The sequence below is a fragment of the Micromonospora sp. NPDC004704 genome, from assembly GCF_053601675.1.
In genome coordinates this window covers 79490-100285 of the sequence record NZ_JBSGCD010000012.1, presented here as the reverse complement: position 1 = coordinate 100285, position 20796 = coordinate 79490, and the positions used below count along the sequence as shown (strand labels likewise).

General features: G+C 73.4%; 7 protein-coding genes. All 7 read left to right on the top strand.

The window, feature by feature from the left end; genetic code table 11:
* The first annotated feature begins 222 nt into the window (after positions 1-222).
* From ACWEFB_RS18620 to ACWEFB_RS18590, 7 genes are read left to right on the top strand one after another with little or no spacing between them, the layout of a single operon-like run.
* Positions 223-6207, top strand: a complete 5985-nt coding sequence (locus tag ACWEFB_RS18620; protein WP_452286963.1) for an amino acid adenylation domain-containing protein — start codon at positions 223-225, stop codon at positions 6205-6207.
* Between the two features lie 48 nt (positions 6208-6255).
* On the top strand, positions 6256-9543 hold the full coding sequence (locus ACWEFB_RS18615; RefSeq protein WP_452286961.1) for an amino acid adenylation domain-containing protein: 3288 nt from the start codon (positions 6256-6258) through the stop codon (positions 9541-9543).
* Complete coding sequence (locus ACWEFB_RS18610) at positions 9540-10922, top strand: FAD-dependent oxidoreductase (protein WP_452286959.1); 1383 nt, start codon at positions 9540-9542, stop codon at positions 10920-10922. The genes ACWEFB_RS18615 and ACWEFB_RS18610 overlap by 4 nt, the downstream gene beginning before the upstream one ends.
* A 7-nt stretch (positions 10923-10929) precedes the next feature.
* Positions 10930-11679 carry a DUF6875 domain-containing protein gene (locus tag ACWEFB_RS18605; protein ID WP_326556940.1) on the top strand — a complete coding sequence of 250 codons (750 nt, stop codon included), beginning with the start codon at positions 10930-10932 and terminating at the stop codon, positions 11677-11679.
* The gene (locus ACWEFB_RS18600) at positions 11676-14990 is read left to right on the top strand and encodes an amino acid adenylation domain-containing protein (protein ID WP_452286957.1); all 3315 of its coding nucleotides are present in this window, start codon (positions 11676-11678) and stop codon (positions 14988-14990) included. The genes ACWEFB_RS18605 and ACWEFB_RS18600 overlap by 4 nt, the downstream gene beginning before the upstream one ends.
* Entirely contained in the window at positions 14987-19453 is a 4467-nt protein-coding gene (locus ACWEFB_RS18595; protein ID WP_452286955.1) for a non-ribosomal peptide synthetase, read from the top strand. Before ACWEFB_RS18600 ends, ACWEFB_RS18595 begins: the two co-directional genes overlap by 4 nt.
* A complete protein-coding gene (locus ACWEFB_RS18590; protein WP_452286953.1) occupies positions 19446-20786 on the top strand; it encodes an MFS transporter in 1341 nt (446 codons plus the stop codon). Before ACWEFB_RS18595 ends, ACWEFB_RS18590 begins: the two co-directional genes overlap by 8 nt.
* Positions 20787-20796: the final 10 nt, after the last annotated feature.

Genomic DNA, 20796 nt, shown 5'->3' with positions numbered 1-20796 from the left:
CCTACCTGACGCCACGCTGGCCCGATCGCGCCCCAGTGTTGACAGATCTGAATGGCTCTCGTATTTTTTTGGGCACCCCCGATACCAGCGCGAAATCTTCCACCTTTCCGACCGCCTCGCGATGCCCTCGTGTGCCCGACCGAGCACCGGCGTGCATTAACCGGCGACATTTCATGGTGCGCCGACAAAGCAGGCCGCATCACTAAAGGAGGAAAGCAGACCGTGCGGTCGACCAGCAGTAGCGCAACCGAGGTCGATGACGACCAACCGAACGCCGCGCAACCAGACGGTGAGTGCTACGACGTACTGGCTTTGCAGCAGGGACTGCTGTTCCACAACCGCTTCGAGCCCGGCTCGGGCGTCGACATCCTCCAGGTCGTGATCGACTGGCCGGAACCGCTCGACCAGGTCGTCATGACCGCCGCCTGGCAGGCCGCGACCCGGCGTCACCCGGCCCTGCGGACCACGTTCAGTTGGCTCGCCCAGGACCGGGCCACCCAGCGGGTGCACCCCGAGGTCACCATTCCGGTGCACCGGTACGACTGGCGCGACGAGAGCACCGACGGCCCTCCGGACCGGCAGGCGCGACTGGACCGGTTCCTCGCCGTCGACCGGTCCCGCGAGTTCGACCCGGCGACCGCCCCCCTGGTCCGGGTCGGCCTGATCGAGCACGCGGCCGACCGGCACACCATCGTGTTCAGCCTGCACCATGTGATCCTCGACGGCCGCTCGGTGCACCTGCTGCTGACCGAGGTGTTCAACGAGTACGCCGCGATCGTCGCCGGGAACACCCCCGTACCCGTGGCCCGCCGGCCGTTCCAGGACTTCGCGGTCTGGGCCGGAGAACGGCCGCTCGCCGCCGACCAGCGGTTCTGGCGTACCCGGCTGAGCGGGGTCACGGTGCCGACGCCGCTGCCACTGCGACCGGCCGCCGACGTCCCGCCGCGCGAACCGGACTCGGTACGGGAACTCACCCGTACGCTCGACCCCGCCGACAGCGCCGCCCTGGAGCGGACCGCGCAGGCGGTCGGCGTACCGCTGAGCACCCTGGTGAACGCCGCCTGGGCGGTGCTGCTGCACCGGTACAGCGGCGAGCAGGACGTGGTGTTCGGCGCGGTCCGGAGCTGCCGCCGGGGCAGCATCGAACAGGCCGACACGATCATCGGCATGTTGATCAACACGGTGCCGCTCCGGATCGACGTGCACCCCCGGCGGACGGTACGGGACTGGCTGGTCGAGGTACGGGCCCAGATCGACGCCGTCCGGTCCCACCAGGTCGCCCCGCTCACCGCCGTACAGCGCTGGAGCGAACTGCCGCCGAGCGAACCGCTCTTCGAGAGCCTGCTCATGTACGAGCACCGCGACCTGCAGACCGCGCTGCGCGGCTCGGTCCCGGACTGGAACGGGCGTACCGCCCGGGTGCTCCGGCACCCCGGTCCGCCGGTGACCGTCTGCGTCTTCGGCGAACCGGTACTGCGGGTGCTGCTCTACCACGACCGGCGCCGGTGCACCGACGCCGCCGCCGACGCGATGCTGCGCCACTTCACCAACCTGCTGGTCGGCCTCGCCTCGGGGCTGGACGCACCGGTGGCCGCGCTGCCACTGTTCGACCCGACCGAGGAACACCGGCTCACCCGCGAATGGGCCGGCCACGACCGGCTCGCCGACACCGCCACCGAGGCGACCGGCACCATCGGTGACCGCTTCACCGAACGGGTGCGGGAACGACCCGACGCGGTCGCGCTGACCGGGGTGGACGGCACCCTCACCTATGCCGAACTCGACGCACGCGCCAACCAGCTCGCCCACCTGCTGATCCGGCGCGGGGTCACCCCGGACCAGCAGGTGGCGGTCGCCCTGCCCCGGTCCGTACGGCTGGTCCTCACCCTGCTGGCCGTGGTCAGGGCCGGCGCGGCGTACCTGCCGCTCGACCCGGCGAACCCGCCGGCCCGGACCGGGGACCTGCTGGCCGCGGCCGGCGACCCGGTGGTGCTGACCGCGACCGGCGTCGGCCCGGCCACGATCGGGGGCGCTCCCCCGCTGCCCGAGGGCGCCCGGACGATCGACCTCGACCGGATCGACGCCGAACTGGCCGGACTTCCGACCACCGCCCCCGAGCGCCCCACCCGGCCGGAGAGCCTGGCCTACGTCAACTACACCTCGGGCTCCACCGGGACGCCCAAGGGTGTGGGCGTCCCGCACCGGGCCGTGCTGCGCCTGGTGCACGAGCCGGGTTACCTGCGACTCGGCCCGGACCAGACGGTCCTGCACCTCGCCTCGGCCGCCTTCGACGCCGCCACCCTGGAACTCTGGGGCAGCCTGCTCAACGGCGGTCGCCTGGTTGTCGCCCCACCCGATCCACTCGGGCCGGCGGAGATCGCCCGGCTGCTGCGGGCCGAGCGGATCAGCGTGCTCTGGCTGACCGCCGGGCTGTTCCACCAGGTCGTCGAGCAGGACCCCGGCGCGCTGGCCGGAGTAGACCAACTGCTGGCCGGCGGCGACGTGCTCGACCCCGGCGCGGTCCGCGCCGCGCTGCGGGTCCGCGCCGGTCGACCCCTGATCAACGGGTACGGGCCGACCGAGAACACCACCTTCACCTGCTGCCACCCGATGACCGACCCGGCGGCCGTACCGGCACCGGTGCCGATCGGGCGGCCGGTGCCCCGCAGCACGGTCTACGTCCTCGACGGACTGCTCCGGCCGGTCCCGGTCGGGGTGCCCGGTGAGCTGTACACCGGCGGCGACGGCCTGGCCCGGGGCTACCTGGGCGAACCCGGCCGGACCGCCGAGCGGTTCCTGCCCGACCCGTTCGACCCCCGCCCCGGCGCCAGGATGTACCGCACCGGGGACCGGGTCCGGTGGAGTCCGGACGGCACGCTGGAGTTCCTCGGCCGGATCGACCGCCAGGTCAAGATCAGAGGCTTCCGGGTGGAGCCGGCGGAGGCGGAGGCGGTCCTGCGGGCCCACCCGCTGGTCGGTGAGGTCGCCGTGGTGGTGCACGGTGACGGCGAGCGCCGCCGGCTGGTCGCGTACGTCAGCCCCGGCTCGGTCGGTACGGCGACACTGGACGAACCGCAACTCGACGCGTACGCGGTAGCGCACCTGCCCGTCTACCTCCGCCCGGCCGGGTACGTCCTGCTGCCGAAGCTGCCACTCAACCGCAACGGCAAGGTGGACCGGAACGCGCTGCCCGCCCCGACCCTGCCCGCCCGGCCGGCTCCGGAGCGGCCGTTGACCGACCCGACCCAGGTCCTGCTCGCCGCCCTCTGGGGCGACCTGCTCGGGGCCGAGGTGGGCCGGGCCGAGGACGACTTCTTCGCCCTCGGCGGGAACTCGCTGCTCGCCACCCGGCTGGCCTTCCTCGCCGCCGAGCGCTTCGGTGTCGACCTGCCGGTGCGCGCCGTGTACGACCAGCACAATCTGGCCTCGCTCGCCGCCGAGATCGACCGCCGGCGGGCCACCCCCGAACCCCCGCCGGTACGCATCACCGCCCGCGACCGGGGCGCCTACCGCACCGGCACCGCCACCCTCACCACCCCGCGACCAGCAGCAACAACCACAATCGCACCAGCGCCAGTACCCACGACCGCGCCGGTCACCGAGCCGGTCGCGGAGACCGTCCCCGGTCCGGCGCACCTGGTCCGGCCCGGCGCCGGGCCGTGGGCCATGTGGCGGTGGGTCGGGCTGCGCGCCGCCGGTTTCCCGGTCGGGCCGCTCACCGGACTCGGCGACCCCGAACACGTACAGCAGACCGATGCCGTACTGGCCGGCGAGGACCGGTTGGCGGAGGTGCGCCGGGCCCTCGCCGACAACCTGCACCGGGCCCGCCGGGGCGCCCCGACCGAGCAACGGTCCCGCTGGAACCGGGCCGACCGGCAGGTCCGCCAGGGGGTGGTACCGGACGAGCTGCCACCGGTGGCCGATCCGTCGCTGGCCGCCCTGCTGGCCGAGAACCGGGCCGCGCTCGGCGACGCCGTCGACCGGGTACGGGCCGACCGGTTGGCCTTCGCCCGGTCGCACGAGCGGGCCAGTGCCCGGCGGAGCGCCGGACTGCGCGCCGCCGCCGCCGACCCACTCCTGCGCGAGGCGGTCACCTGGCAGAACCGGCACGCCCTGCGTACCGGCCTGGACCCGCTGCTGCACCGGACCGGGCCGGTCGACGGCGAACCGCCGGCCGCCCGTGACTCCAAGCACCGGCAGCACGAGGCACTGGTCGCCACCTACCTCCAGCGGTACTGCGTCAAGAACGACACCATCGGCTTCTTCGGCCCGGTCGGCTGGGCCACCGTCGCTCCGGGCGGGACCGGGCTGCGGATCGAACACGGCCCGGTCCCGCTGGCGGCCCGTACGGTCTACTTCGAGAACTGGGCGATGAGCGGGCTCGCGGACGCGCTCACCGAACGCGACCCGCGGCTCGCCCCGTGGCTGATCCCGCGCCGGCTGCCGTTCCTGAGCGTGCTCGACGACCACCTGCTCCTGCCGCTCACCCCACCGGCACCGCTGCCCCCGGTGACCGCCCGGCTGCTCGCCGCCGCCGACGGGACGCGTACCGCGTTGGAGATCGCGGCCGAGCTGGTCGCCGACCCGAGCACCGGGCTCACCTCGCCGGACGAGGTGTACCGGCTGCTGGCCGAGCTGCGCGACGCACACCGGGTGACCTGGTCGCTGGAGGTGCCGAAGGAGGACCTCTTCCCCGAGCGGGCGGTCCGGAACCGGCTGAACGCGGTCACCGACCCCGCCGTACGCGAACCGGCGCTGCACGCCCTCGACGACCTGGTCCGGGCCCGGGACGCGGTCGCCGCGGCGGCCGGCGACGCCGACCGGCTCGGCGCCGCCCTGGCCGGACTCGACACCACGTTCACCGAGCTGACCGGCGCCGCCGCGACCCGCCGGGCAGGCAGGGTGTACGCCGGCCGCACCCTCGTCTACGAGGACTGCCGGGCCGGGGACCGGGTGACCCTCTCCACCGACCTGATGGGCACCCTCTGGCCAGCGCTGAGCCTGCTGCTGGAGAGCGCCCGCTGGTTCACCTTCGCCGGGACCGCCCTGTTCGGCCGCGCCTGCCGGGAGCGGTACACCGAACTGGTAGGCCGGACCGCGCAGACCACGGTGCCGTTCGCCGACTTCTGGCTCTGGGCCAACGACCTCCTGTTCGACCTGCCGGAACGGCTGATCGCACCGGTGATCCGGGGGTTGCAGGACCGGTGGAGCCGGCTGCTGCCGGACCTCGACGGGCAACGGCGGATCCAGCTCGACTCGGCGAGCATCGCCGACCGGGTGGCCGCCGCGTTCGCCGCACCCCGACCGGGCTGGATCGGCGCGTACCAGCACTCGCCGGACGTGATGCTGGTCGCCGACGGCACCGAGGCGATCGCGCGGGGTGACTTCCAGTGGGTCGTGGGCGAGGTCCACCCCGGGGTGAACACGCTGCGCTCCGCCCTGTTCATGGCCCAGCACCCGCAGCCGGAGGAACTGGTCGCCGCGATGCGGGCGGACCTGCCCGGCGCCCGGGTGGTGCTGGCCGCGACCGGCGAGGAGGGCGGGGCACCGTCCCGGCTGACCGACAAGCTGATCACCGACCGGGACCTGCGCCTGGTCTTCGGGCACGACAGCTGCGGGCTGGACCCGCGTACCGCGGTCGCGGTGGCGGACTGCGTACTGGAGTCGCGCGACGGGACCCTGACCGTACGGACCCGGGACGGCAAGTACGCCCTCCCGCTCACCGAGGTTGTCGGCGAAGCCCTGATGCTGCAACTGATCCAGCGTTTCGACCTGCTCCCGCCGGCCGACCACCGGCCCCGCATCACCGTCGACCGGGTGGTGATCGCCCGGGAGAACTGGCGCTTCGCCGCCGCCGGACTCGACTTCGCCCGTACCGCCGACGAGGCGGAGCGGTTCCGCGAGGTACGCCGCTGGCAGCGCGACCGCGGCCTGCCCCGGTACGTCTTCGTCAAGACCCCGGTGGAGAAGAAGCCGTTCTTCCTCGACTTCGCCAGCCTCGCCTCGGTCGACGGCTTCGCCCGCGCCGTGCGGCGCACCGTCGAGGGCGCCGGCCCGGACGCGTCCCTGCGGCTGAGCGAGATGCTGCCGACACCCGAGCAGCTCTGGCTGACCGACCCGACCGGCGGTCGCCGGACCGCCGAGTTCCGGCTGGTCGCGGTCGACACCCGTCGGCCCGATGCGACGGAACCCGGACCGGGAGCGTGACGTGAGCACGGGTGACCACCTCCCGACCACAGGCACCAAGGAGAGCTGATGACCGGTGAGACCTTCGTCCTGCCCGCCTCGTCGACCCAGCGTCGGCTGTGGATGCTGGACCAGCTGAATCCGGGCTCGGCGGAGTACAACATCGCCTGGTCCGTGCGGCTGACCGGCGAGCTGCGGGTGGACGCGCTGGAATCGGCGCTGAGCTGGCTGGTCGAACGGCACGAGGTGCTGCGTACGACCTTCACCTCGGTCGACGGCGAACCGGCGCAGCTCGTCAGCCCACCGTGGGCGGTACGGCTGCCGGTCACCGAACCGGCCGGCGACGCCCCTACCGAGGCGGCCGAGGTGCTGGACGCGGAGAGCCGGGAACCGTTCGACCTGACCGAGGGTCCGCTGCTGCGGGCCCGAGTGGTCCGGCTGGCCCCGGACGACCACCTGCTCGTGCTGGTGGTGCACCACATCATCGCCGACGGCTGGTCGTTCGAGACCGTCTTCGCCGAGCTGGCGCACGGCTACCGGGCGGCGGTCGCCGGGGTGGAACCGGACCTGCCACCACCACCGATCCAGTACGCGGACTTCGCCGTCTGGCAACGCGAACAGGCCGGAAGCTCCGCCTTCGCCGACGACCTCGCCTTCTGGCACGACGAGCTGGCCGGTGCGCCGACCCTGCTCGACCTGCCCGCCGACCGGCCCCGCCCGCCGGAGCAGTCATCGGCCGGTGGCCTGGTCACGTTCGAGATCCCGGCAACCCTGTCCACCGGCGTACGCGGACTCGCCCGGGACGCCGACGCCACCGAGTTCGCGGTCCTGCTCGGCGGGTTCCAGGCACTCCTGCACCGGCTCAGCGGCCAGCAGGACCTGCTGGTCGCCGTACCGGTCGCGGGGCGGAGCAGGCCGGAGACGCAGGGGGTCGTCGGGTTCTTCGCCAACACGTTGGCGCTACGCGGCCGGTTCGAGGAACGAACCACCTTCACCGAGCTGCTGCGCGGCGCCCGGAGCAGCGCGATCGCCGCCCAGTCCCACCAGGACGTGCCGTTCGAGGAACTGGTCGACCTGCTCTCCCCGCAGCGCAGCCTGGCCTTCTCCCCCGTCGTGCAGGTGATGTTCGCGCTGGAGGAGACACCCGCGCCGGTCGAGGTGGCGGGGCTGCGGATCGCCCCGGAACTGCACGAGAACGGCAACGTCAAGTTCGACCTCACGCTCACCATCGAGCAGCGGCCGGACCGGCTGCGGGGGCGGCTGACGTACCGGACCGAGCTGTTCGATCCGGACAGGATCGACCGGTTCGCGAGCGCGTACCTGGCACTGCTGGAGGCGGCGGTCGCCCAACCCGCGACCCCGATCGCCGAGCTGCCGCTGCTCGGCCCGGAGGCCCGGGACGAGATCGTCGCCGGGTGGCGGGCACAGGAGGCGGTGGCGCCGCCGTACGCCTCGGTCGCGGAACTGTTCGCCCAGTACCCGCCGGCGGACCCGGACACGGTCGCGGTGGCCGCGCTGGACGCCACGTTGACGTACCGGCAACTCACCACCGACCGCAACCGCCTCGCCCACCTGCTCCGCGAGTACGGCGTCGGCACCGACGTACCGGTCGGCCTCTGCCTGTCCCGGGGCACCGGCGTGCTCACCGCGATGCTCGCGGTCTGGCAGGCCGGCGGCGGTTACCTCCCGCTGGACCCGGAACTCCCGGTCGCCCGGCTGACCGGGATGGCGACCACCGCCGGCACCTCGGTGGTGCTCACCGACCGGGCCAGCGTCGCGCGGACCGGTGAGTGCTGGCCGGCCGGGACCCGGGTGATCCAGCTCGACGACCACGAGGTGACCGCCCGGCTGCGGACCCTGCCGGCGACCGCGCCCGAGCAGACCGGGCACCCGGACAGCCTCGCCTACCTGCTCTACACCTCCGGCTCGACCGGTGTCCCGAAGGGCGTGGCGGTCACCCACGGCTCGGTGGTCAACCTGCTGGTCGGCTTCGAACGGCTGCTCCGGCTCACCCCCGACGACCGGGTCGCCGCGATCACCACCATCGCCTTCGACATCTCCGTGGTCGAGCTGATTCTGCCGCTGCTCGCCGGCGCCCGGATCGAACTGTTCGACAGCCGGCTCGCGGTCGACGCCGCCGCGCTCCGCACCGAGATCGCCAACCGGGCCGTCACCGTCGTACAGGCCACCCCGGCGAGCTGGCGGATGCTGCTCGCCGCCGGCGGGGTGCCGTCCGGCGTACGGCTGCGGATCAGCGGCGGCGAGGCACTCACCCGCGACCTCGCCGACGCCCTGCTGACCGACGGCGCCACCCTGGTCAACGGGTACGGCCCGTCGGAGACGAGCATCTACTCCACCGCCGGTCCGGTCGGTACGCACGGCCCGGTCGACCTCGGCGACCCGGTCGCCAACACCCGCCTCTACCTGCTCGACCCGGCCGGGCTTCCGGTGCCGGTCGGTGCGGTCGGCGAACTGCACCTGGGCGGGCTCGGGGTGGCCCGGGGCTACCACGGCAGCGCCGCCCGCACCGCCACCAGCTTCCGCCCCGACCCGTGGGGCGGCCGACCCGGTGCCCGCCTCTACGCCACCGGCGACCTCGCCCGCTGGTTGCCGGGCGGCCGGCTGGAGTACCTCGGCCGGGCCGACCAGCAGGTCAAACTCCGTGGCTACCGGATCGAACTCGGTGAGATCGAGGCCGCCCTGCGGGCCCAGGACGCGATCCGGGACGCGGTCGTGGTCACCTGGCGGGCCAGCGCCGAGGACGTCCGGCTGGTCGGGTACGTGGTGCCGACCGAAGCCGAAGCCGACCCGGCGGCGCTCTGGTCCCGGCTGCGCCCCGCGCTCGCCGGCCAGCTCCCCGAGTACATGCTGCCGGCGACGCTGGTTCCGGTGGACCGGTTCCCGCGTACCGGCAGCGGCAAGATCGACCGTCGGGCCCTGCCGGAGCCGGTGTGGCGGGAGACCAGCGGCGCCGGGCAGGTGGCACCGCGTACCGCGGCCGAGGAGGGGTTGGCGGTGCTCTGGCGCGAGGTCCTCGGGCTGGCCGACGTCGGGGTGCACGACAACTTCTTCGCCCTCGGTGGGCACTCGCTCACCGCGACCCGGCTGATCGCCAGGATCCGCGCCACCTTCGGGGTCGACCTGCCGCTGCGCCTGCTCTTCGCCGCACCGACCATCGCCGAACTCGCGCCGCTGGTCGCCGACCCGGCCACCGCCGAGGGCGAAGCGACCGGTACGGCCGACCGGGTCGCGGCCGGTGGGCCGAGCGCCCAGGACCTGCTCGCCTCGCTCGACGACCTCTCCGACCGGGAGATCGACGAGCTGTTGGACACGCTTATCGCCGAGGAGGGCTCATGACGGCCACGCCGTCCCCGACCGACCGCCGGGACCGTGCCGTGATCATCGGTGCCGGCCTGGCCGGCTCACTCGCCGCCGTCTACCTGGCCCGACGGGGCTGGGCGGTGGACGTCTACGAACGGCGCGACGACCCCCGGCTGACCCCGGCCGGTGCCGCCGGACGCTCGATCAACCTGGGGCTCTCCGCCCGTGGCATGCGCGCCCTGCAGGAGGTGGGGCTGCTCGCCGACGTACTCAAACGGAGCGTGCCGATGCGCGGGCGGGTGGTCCACTCACCCGACGGGACGGTGAGCTTCCAGCCGTACGGGGTGCACGGCCACCAGATCCTGCACTCGGTGCTGCGCGACGAGCTGATCGCCGTACTGGTCGACGCGGCCGAGGCCCAGCCCGGTGTGCGTTTCCACTTCGGCTGGCGGCTGCACGGGCTCGACCGGGAGGTGTCGACCGTCGCCGTGACCCGGCTCGCCGACGGCACCACCGAGGAGGTGACCGCGGACCTGGTGGTCGGCGCCGACGGGGCGTTCTCCGCCGTACGGCAGCAACTGCACCACGGGCAGCGGGCCAACCACAGCCAGGAGTTCCTGGACTGGGGTTACAAGGAGCTGACCATCCCGGCCGACGACAACGGCCAACCCCGGGTACGCCTGGAGGCGCTGCACGTCTGGCCCGGCGAGCACGGCCTGATGGTGGCCCACCCCAACGTGGACGGATCGCTGACCTGCACCCTTTTCCTGCCCTTCGAGGGCCCGCACAGCTTCGCCGCACTCACCACCCCGGACACCGTCCGGGCCTTCTTCCGGCAGAACTTCCCGGACGCCGAGGAGCTGATGCCCCGGCTGGTCGAGGAGGTGCTCGAACACCCGACCGGCCAGATGGTGACCGTACGGACCAGCCCGTGGCGGCACGGCGACCGGGTGGTGCTGGTCGGTGACGCCGCGCACGCCGTCTACCCGTTCTACGGGCAGGGCATGAACGCCTCCTTCGAGGACTGCCTGGTGCTCGACCAGTGCCTGGACCGGCACGCCGACCGGGGGGCGGCACTGGCCGCGTACGAGGCGGCCCGCCGGCCGCACACCGACGTGCTCGCCGAGCTGTCCACCCGCAACTTCGTCGAGCTGCGCGACCGGGTGCACCGCCCGGCGTACGCGCTGCGGGCCGGCGCTGACCGGGTGCTCAGCCGCCTGCTGCCGGCGTACTGGACGCCGCTGTACACGATGGTCGCGCACACCACCACCCCGTACGCCGAGGCACTGGCCCGGTCCGGCCGGCAGGACCGGCTGCTCCGCGCCGCCGCGACCGGTGGCGCCCTGGCGCTCGGCGCCGGGCTGCTGCACGCCGTGACCCGGTCGGTACGCGCCCGCCGGACCCCGGGGCGGTGAGGAAAAAGTGCTGATCCATCCCGAACAACCGGCCTGCGTGCTGGTGGAACAGTTCGACCTGACCACCGAGGCGGTCCACCCGCTGCTGGCGGGCGTCGAGGACAAACTCCTCAGCGTGCTCCGGTGGGCCCGCGAGTACCTCTGCCGACCCCATCCGGAGCTGGGACGCAAGGGACCGGTCTGCCCGTTCGCGCAGGCGTCCCTGGACCGGGGCATGTTCTACCTGGCGGTGCACCGGGGCGAGACGGTCGAACCGGGTGCCCTCGACGAGCTGCTGATGACCTACCGCGACTGGTTCCGCCAGCTACCGCCCACCACCGGCCCGGCCGCCCAGTTCAAGACCATCCTGCTGACCCTGCCGGACGTGCCGCAGGCCGAGGCGAACGCCATCGTCGACGCCACCCAGGAACGCCTGAAACCGCAGTACGTCGCCGAGGGCCTGATGATCGGCGAGTTCCACAGTGGTCCGCCGGACAAGGCGGGGCTGTGGAATCTCGACTTCCGGCCGCTGTACAGCCCGGTGCCGCTGCTCGCGATCCGGCACATGGTCTCGTCGGACTTCCCGTTCCTCGCCGACGATCCCGGCTCGGTCGCCACGTATCTGCGCCTGTTCGGCGCCAACACGCCGCCGGCCCTGCGCAGCCGGGTCACCGCCGCGGCGAACGAGTTCGGCCTCCCTGCGCCCCATCCGGCACCGGTGATCCCGCGACCGCCGGTGCCCCAACTGGCCGACCAGCAAGGAGCAGCAGCATCATGAGCGAAGGAAACGGGACGGGTCACACCGGTACCACGCCGAACAAGCGGGCCCTGCTGGCCCGCATGCTGACCGAGCGGGCGAACGCCCCCCGCACGTACCCGGTGTCGTTCGGGCAGCAGCGGCTGTGGTTCCTCGACCGGTTCCAGCCCGGCGACCCGGTCTACAACATCCCGGTCGCGTTCCGGCTGCGCGGCCTGATCGACGTCGACGCGCTGCGGGCCGCCCTGGAGCTGATCGTCCGGCGGCACGGCGCCCTGCGTACCACCTTCGCCGACTCGGGCGGCGAACCGGTGCAGGTCGTACGCGCCGACGCCGGCCCGGTGCTGGAGGTCACCGACCTGACCGGGGCGTCGGCCGACGACGCCGCACGGCTGCTCTGGCAGGAGGCCCGTCGCCCGTTCGACCTGGCCCACGGCCCCCTGTTCCGGGCCCGGCTGGTCCGGACCGCCGACGACGACCACCACCTGTCGCTCTGCCTGCACCACATCGTCTCCGACGCCTGGTCGCTGGGGGTGCTGTTCACCGAGCTGAACACCGCGTACGGGGCCCTGTGCGCCGGCCGGTCGCCACAGCTGCCCGACCTCCCGGCCCAGTACGCCGACTACGCGCTCTGGCAGCGGGAGAAGCTCGCCGGTCCGGCACTGCGGGACCAGCTCGACTACTGGCTGGACCAGTTGCGCGGCGCACCGGCCCTGCTCACCCTCCCCACCGACCGGCCCCGCCCGGCGGCCCAGTCCTACCGGGGCGCGGTGCACTACTGGGACTTCTCCGCCCCGCTGCTGCGCCGGATCCAGGAGTTCAACCAGTCCAGCGGCGCCACCATGTTCATGACCCTGATGGCCGCCTTCACCGCGCTGCTGTCCCGGTCCAGCGGCCAGGACGAACTGGTCGTCGGCACCCCGGTCGCCGGGCGCAACCACGCCGACCTGGAACCGCTGATCGGCTTCTTCGTCAACACGCTGCCGCTGCGGGTGTCGGTTGCCGGTCTACCGAACTTCCGGGAGCTGGTCGACCGGGTCCGCGAGGCCACCCTCGGCGGGTTGGCCAACGGCGACGTCCCGTTCGAGAAGCTGGTCGAGGAGTTGGCGCCGGAACGCAGCCTGGGCCACGCCCCGGTCTTCCAGACCCAGCTGATCGTGCAGAACACCCCGCCGGCCATCCTCGCGTTGGGCGAGGTGACCGCCACCTCGCTGCTGGTCGACAGCGGCACCGCCAAGTTCGACCTCTCCCTGGTCGGCGAGATGACCCCGGACGGGGTCATGCACATGGCCGTCGAGTACGACACCGCCCTGTTCGACGCCGACACGGTGGCCCGGCTGGCCCGCCAGCTCACCACCCTGCTCGACGTGGCGCTCGCCGACCCGGACCGGTCGGTGGCGGAGATCCCGCTGCTCGCCGGGGTGGAGCGTTGGCGTTCGGTGGTCGACTGGAACAGCACCGCCCGTGGGCTGCCACCGGTCGCCTCGGTGCTGGAGCTGCTGCCGACCGACGACTCGGAGGCGGGCGAGGTCCCGGCGGTCAGCGGCCCGGACGGCGCGGTCGACCCGGCCGAGCTGCACCGGCGGGCGGCCAGGTTGGCATACGTGCTGCGGGCCCGTGGGGTGGCGCCGGACAGCCCGGTCGGGATCTGCCTCGAACGCGGGGTCGGGATGCTGGTCGGGGTGCTCGGTGCCTGGCACGCCGGTGCGGGTTACCTGCCGCTGGACCCGAGCCTGCCCGCCGACCGGTTGCGTTACCTGCTCACCGACTCCGGGGCCACGGTGGTGGTGACCCAGCGGTCGGTCCGGGAGAGGCTGGCCGACCTGCTGGCCGACGTACCCGTGGTGGTCTGTCTGGACGACGATGCCGCCGAGCTGGCGGCGGCCCCGGCCGACGCGGACCCGGTCCCGGCGCACCCGGACGGGCTCGCCTACCTGATCTACACCTCGGGTTCGACCGGGAGGCCGAAGGGCGTCGCGGTCCCGCACCGGGCGGTGCTGAACCTGGTCGCCTCGTTCCACGACGACCTCGGCCTCACCCCGGCCGACCGGTTCGCGGCCGTCACCACCCTCTCCTTCGACATCTCCGTGCTCGAACTGCTGGTCCCGCTGCTCAGCGGCACCCCGCTGACCATCGTGGACACCGCCGTCACCGGTGACGGCACCGCCCTGCGGCAACGGCTGGTCGCGGACGGGATCACCGCGATGCAGGCGACCCCGGCGACCTGGCGGCTGCTCCTGGCCACCGGCGGGGTCCCGGAAGGGTTGCGGTTGCGGCTCTGCGGCGGGGAGGCGCTGCCCCGGGACCTGGCCGACGCGCTGATCGCGGACGGGGCGACGCTGTGGAACTGCTACGGCCCGACCGAGACCACGGTCTGGTCGGCCGCGACACCGGTGGCGCCGTCGCCGGCCGCCATCGACCTGGGTACGCCGATCGCCAACACCGAGCTGTACGTGCTGGACCGGATCGGCGAGCCGGTCCCGGTCGGCGTGGTCGGCGAGGTGCACATCGGCGGCCTGGGAGTGGTCCGGGGTTACCCGGGCCGGCCGGGGCTGACCGCGTCCCGGTTCGTCCCGGACCCGTTCACCGGTCGGCCGGGCGCCAGGCTCTACGCCACCGGTGACCTGGCCCGGCAGCGCGCCGACGGGCGGCTGGAGTTCCTCGGCCGGACCGACCACCAGGTGAAGATCCGTGGTTTCCGGATCGAGCTGGGGGAAATCGAGGAGCAGTTGCGGGCCCACGACCTGGTCACCGACGCGGTGGTCACCACCTGGGCGGCCGGCTCGGACGACACCCGGCTGGTCGCGTACGTGGTGCCGTCCGTGGCCGGCACCCCGGACCTCTGGTCGGTCCTGCGCCCGTGGCTGGCCACCCGGCTGCCCGGTTACATGGTGCCGGCGACCCTGGTCACCCTGACCGCGTTGCCGGTCAACGCGAACGGCAAGACCGACCGGGGCGCACTGCCGCAGCCGGACTGGCGGGACGCGGTGACCGTCGAGCGGGTCGCCCCCCGCAACCCGGTCGAGCAGACCCTGGCGGACATCTGGCAGCAGGTGCTGGGGGTGGAGCGGGTCGGCGTACACGACGACTTCTTCCAGCTCGGCGGCCACTCCCTGCTCGCCGCCCAGGCGTTGAGCCGGATCGGGACCGCGTTCGAGATGGACGTGCCGATCCGGGTGCTGTTCGAGGCGCCGACCGTGGCCACGATGACCGACGCACTGGTTGCCCGGGAACCCGTACCGGGGCATGTGGTGACCGTCGCGGAGCTTCGCCGGGACCTGGACGGGATGTCGACCGAGCAGCTCCGCAGCCTGCTGGGTGAGCCGTCGTGACCGAGGTCGACTCCGCCGCCCGCGAGCAGCTCATCCGGGAGCTGCTCGCCCGGCGGGGGGTGACCTTCGCCCGCCGTTCGACCAGCATCCCGGTACGGGCACCCGGCACCCGGATCCCGCTCTCCCCACTACAGGAGGGGCTCTGGTTCCTCGACCGGCTCGACCCCGGCAACGGCGCGTACGCGCTGTCCGTCGCGGTGACGGTCACCGGCACCCTGGACCCCGCCGCCCTGCGTACGGCGGTCGACGCCGTCCAGGACCGGCACGAGGCCCTGCGTACGGTGTTCCACCTCGACGACGGCCGGACCGAGCAGGTGGTGCTGGCGCCCGGTGACCCGCGGATCCGGATCCCGATCGAGGTCAACGATCTCCGCGACGAACCGGGTGACCGGGAGGCGCACGCCGACCGGCTCGCCCGCACCTGCATCGAGACCGGCTTCGACCTGGAACAAGGGCCGCTGGTACGGATCCAGCTGACCCGGATCGAGCCGGACGAGCACCTGCTCGTACTGAGCCTGCACCACATCATCGCCGACGAGCGGTCGCTGTCGACGGTCTTCGGCGAGGTACTGGACGGGCTGCTCGGCGGCACCACCGCGCAACCGCCTTCGGTGCAGTACCCGGACTACGTGCTCTGGCGGCAGCAGGCCCTCGACACCGGCCTGACGCAGCGGCAGCGGGACTTCTGGGCCGGGCAGCTCGCGGGGGCGTCGGGCGCCCTGGAGTTGCCCACCGACCGGCCGCGTCCGCCGGTGCAGACGTTCGCCGGGGCGACCCACCGGTTCGAGGTGCCGGCGGAGCTGACCGGTGCCCTCGACGGGCTGGCCCGGTCCACCGGGTGTACCCGGTTCATGCTGGTCCTGACCGCGTTGCAGGTGCTGCTGCACCGGTGGACCGGCGAGGAGGACATCTGCGTCGGCTCACCGGTCTCCACCCGGTCCACCCCGGAACTGCAGTCCGTGGTCGGGCTGATGGTGAACAGCCTGGCGCTGCGTACCGACCTGTCCGGTGACCCCAGCCTGGCCACCGCGTTGCAGCGGGTACGGCGTACCTGCGTCGACTCGCTCGACCACGCCGACCTCCCGCTGAACCAGGTGGTCGAGCTGGCCGACCTGCCCCGCGACCCGAGCCGCAACCCGCTGTTCCAGGTGATGTGCGTGGTCAACCCGGCGATCGAGGGGCGGCAGTCACCGGGACTCGAGGTCCGGCCGGTGAGCTTCGACCGGGAGACCGCCCGGCTGGACCTCACCGTGCTGTTCTTCGAGACCCACCCGACCCTGTCCGGGGTGGTCGACTACAACACCGACCTGTTCGACCCCTCGACCATCGGCCGGTTCACCGACCGGCTGCAACTCGTACTCCGGGCGCTCGTCACCGACCCGGACCGGCGACTGTCCGAACTGGACCTGCTCGGCCCCGACGACCGGCAGGCCCTGGCCGGTTGGAACGACACCGGGGACGCGGCGGAACCGCCGCACGGGTTGGCGGAGCTGATCCGGGCGCGGGCGGTGGCGGCGCCGGACGCACCGGCGGTGGTCGACGGCGACCGGGTGCTCACCTACGGCGAACTCGACCGGCGGGCCGACCGGCTGGCCCGGCGGCTGCGCCGCGCCGGGGTGGGCCCGGAGGTCCCGGTCGGACTGGTCCTGCCCGCCGGTACGGCGGCGGTCGTCGGCATCCTCGGCATCCTCCGGGCCGGCGGGGCGTACCTGCCGCTGGATCCGGGTCACCCGCCCGCGCGGCTGCTCGGGCTGCTCGCCGACGCGCAGGCACCGGTGCTCCTGGCCGATCCGGCCGACGCGCACCGCTTCGCCGCCCACCCCGGCCCGGTCCTGTCCGTGGACGACACCGACGCGGGCGACGACACCGACGACGCCACACCGTTGCCGGTGACCCGGCCGGACCAGCTCGCGTACGTCATCTACACCTCCGGTTCCACCGGTACGCCCAAGGGCGTGATGGTCACCCACCGGACCGCTGTCAACCTGACCCGCGCCTTCGTCGACCTGCACGCGATCGGACCCGGCGACCGGCTGCTGATGCTGCCGCCGCTCAGCTTCGACGCCTCGGTCGGCGACCTGTTCCCGGCCCTGGTCGCCGGAGCGGCCCTGGTCGTGCACCGGCGACCGGCCGAACTGACCGGACCGGACCTGCTCCGCCTCTGCGCCGAGCAGGGCATCACCCTGGTCGACACCGCCGCCCCGCTCTGGGCCCGGTGGGTGGCGGACCTGGCCGGGGCGGCTCCGCGTACGGACACCGGGTTGCGGGCGCTGATGATCGGCGGCGAGGCGGCCCAGACCGGGGCGGTACGCGGCTGGGCGGAAGCCACCGGCGGCACCGTACGGATCCACAACCACTACGGCCCGACCGAGGCGACCGTCTGCGCCACCACGTACGAGACCGTGGACGCCGCCGAGCTGCCCGGTCTCGGCCAGTTGCCGATCGGGCGCCCGCTGGCCGGGGTCCGGGTGCACCTGCTCGACGCCCGGCTGCGCCCGGTGCCGATCGGCTTCACCGGCGAGGTGTACGTCGGCGGCACCGCACCGGCCCGTGGTTACCTCGGCGCGCCGGGGCTCACCGCGCTGCGTTTTGTCGCCGACCCGTACGGGCCCCCTGGTGCGCGGCTCTACCGGACCGGTGACCTGGCCCGGCACCGGCCGGACGGGACGCTGGAGTTCCTCGGCCGCACCGACCGGCAGGTGAAGATCCGTGGGCACCGGATCGACCTGGGCGAGGTGGAGGTCGCCTGCGCGGCGCAACCGGGGGTGGCGCGGGCGGCGGTGACGGTCCGCGACGACGGGACCGGGCCGCGCCTGGTCGCGTACCTGGTGCCGGCGGGCGTGCCGGCGCCGACGACGGCCGTGATCCGGGCCGGGTTGCGGGAACGGCTGCCGGACTACCTGGTGCCCGCGCACGTGGTGTTCCTGCCCGAGCTGCCGCTGAACTCGCACGGCAAACTCGACCTGGCGGCCCTGCCCGCCCCGGCCGACCAGCCGCTCGACGATGACCATGTGCCGCCCCGGACCCCGACCGAACGCGCGCTCGCCGGCATCTGGGCCGGGCTGCTCGACTCCGACCGGGTCGGCGTCCGGGACAACTTCTTCGACCTCGGTGGACACTCGCTGCTCGCCGGCCCCCTGGCCGCCCGGATCACCGCCGACCTCGGCGTGGACCTACCGCTGCGGGCACTGTTCGAAACCGCGGACCTGGCCGGTCTCGCCGAGCGGATCGACCGGGCCCGCGCCGGGCACGCCGGCCACCGGCTCGACCCCGATCGGGTACGCCGAGACGCCGTCCTCCCCGACGACGTCGCCGACCGCCTGCCGGGAGGACAACCGGCGGCGGTACCGGAGACGGTCCTGGTCACCGGGGCCACCGGATTCCTCGGCGCGCACCTGCTCGCGGACTGGCTCGACCACAGCCGGGCGGAGCTGCACTGTCTGGTCCGGGCCGGCACCCCGCAGGCGGCCACCGACCGGGTACGCGACAACCTGCTCCGCTACGGCCTCTGGCGCGACGAGTACCACGGTCGTCTGGTCGGCGTACCGGGGGATCTCGGTGAGCCGGGGCTCGGGCTGGACCGGGGGGACTTCGCCGCCCTGGCCGACCGTACCGACCTGGTCCTGCACAACGGTGGGCTGGTCAACTTCCTGATGCCGTACGAGCGGCTGCGGCCGGCGAACGTGAACGGCACCCTGGAGGTGCTCCGGCTGGCCGCCGCCGGGCGCCCGACCGCCGTGCAGCTCGTCTCGACCCTCGGGGTGTTCCTCACCCCGGACCGGGTCGGTGGTGTGGTCGACGAGCGGGACGCACCGGACGACTGCACCGGGCTCGGCGACGGTTACAACTCCACCAAGTGGGCGGCGGACGCGCTGGTCCGGGCGGCGCGGGCGCGCGGACTGTCGGTGAGCGTGCACCGACCGGCCAGGATCACCGGCCACGCCGGGACCGGGGTCGGCAACGCCGACGACTACTTCAGCCGGTTGTTGAAGACGTTCGTGCAGCTCGGCGCGGTGCCGGAGATCCCCGACGACCACGCCGACCTGGCCCCGGTCGACTACGTGGGGCGGGCGATCGGGCACCTGTCCCGGCAGCCGGGCAGCCGGAACGACGACTTCCACTACTACAACAACAGCACCATCTCCTTCGGCGACCTGGCCGGTGCGCTGAGCGGTTTCGGTTACCCGGTCGACCTGGTGCCGTACGACCGGTGGCGGGCTGCTCTGCTGGCCCGGCCGGACGTGGCCCTGGCACCGTTCACCCCGCTCTTCGGCGAGCAGGCGCCCCGGCGTACCCAGCCGAATTTCGACTGCACCCGGACCGAGGCGGCGCTGGCGCCGGCCGGCATCACCTGCCCGCCCGCGGACCCGGCGCTGGTCCACACCTACCTGGCCTGGTACGTCCGGACCGGGTTCCTCGACCCGCCACCTGGCTCCACCGATTCCGGGAGTACGCATGGCTGAACGAGTCCGAGCCCGCCTGCTGATCGCGGTCTGGGTCGGTCAGCTCGTCTCCCTGGTCGGCTCCAGCCTGACCGGCTTCGTGCTCGGCGTCTGGGTGTACCAGCAGACCGGATCGGTCACCCAGTTCTCGCTGATCTTCCTGGCCAGCAGCCTGCCCGCGGTCCTGGTCGCCCCGTTCGCCGGGGTGATCGCCGACCGGTTCGACCGCCGCAGGGTGATGCTGCTCAGCGATCTCGGGGCGGCGATCGGCACGGCCGCGCTCGCCCTGCTGGTGGCGACCGACAACCTCGAGGTCTGGCACATCTACCTGGCCAGCGCACTCAGCGCCGCCTCGTCCACCGTGCACCAGGTCAGCTACCAGGCGATGACACCGGCCCTGGTCGGCAAGGCGCACCTGGCCCGGTTCAACGGGCTGATGCAGGTGACCAGGGCGGCCCAGATCGCCGCCCCGCTGATCGCCGGGGTCCTGGTGGTGACCATCGGGATCGACGGGGTCCTCACCATCGACCTGGTCACCTTCGCGGTCGCGTCGCTGACCCTGCTGCTGGTCCGGCTGCCGGTCGAGGCGACCCGCCCGGCCGCCGAACGTACCCGCGAACCGGTGCTGCGGGAGGCCGCCGCCGGCTGGCACTACCTGCGCGCCCACACCGGGTTGTGGCAGCTCATGGTGCTCTTCGGGGCGTACAACTTCCTGTTCGGTTTCGCCGGTGTGCTGGTCCAGCCGCTGATCCTGTCGTTCGCCTCGCCGGACACCCTCGGGGTGCTGATGTTCGCCGGTGGCGCCGGACTCTTCGCCGGGAGCTTGGTGATGACCGCCTGGGGCGGACCGGCCCGGCGGATCCACGCCGTCTTCGGCGGGTTGGCCCTCGGCGGGGTCGCCCTGGTGCTGCACTCGCTGAGCCCGTCGGCGTGGCTGATCGCCGTGGTGGCGCCGCTGTTCCTGTTCACCCTGCCGATCGTGAACAGCTCCACCATGACCCTGATCCAGACCAAGACCGAGCCGAAGGTCCTGGGCCGGGTGCTGGCCGCCGCGCGGGTTGTCGGTGACGCCAGCATCCCGGTCTCGTACCTGCTCGCCGGTCCCCTCGCCGACCAGGTCTTCGAACCCCTGATGCGCCCCGACGGTGCGCTGGCCGGCAGCGTCGGCACGATCGTCGGCACCGGCGACGGCCGGGGAACCGCCCTGGTCTTCGCCGTGGTCGGCACCCTCATGGTGCTGCTGGTGGCGTTCGCCTGGTCCCGCCGCTCGCTGCGGGACGTCGACGACCTGCCCGACGCCCTGGAGCCGGCCGCTCCGGCACCGACCGCCACGGCCGAGCCCGTACGCGGCTGACTCCCTCCCC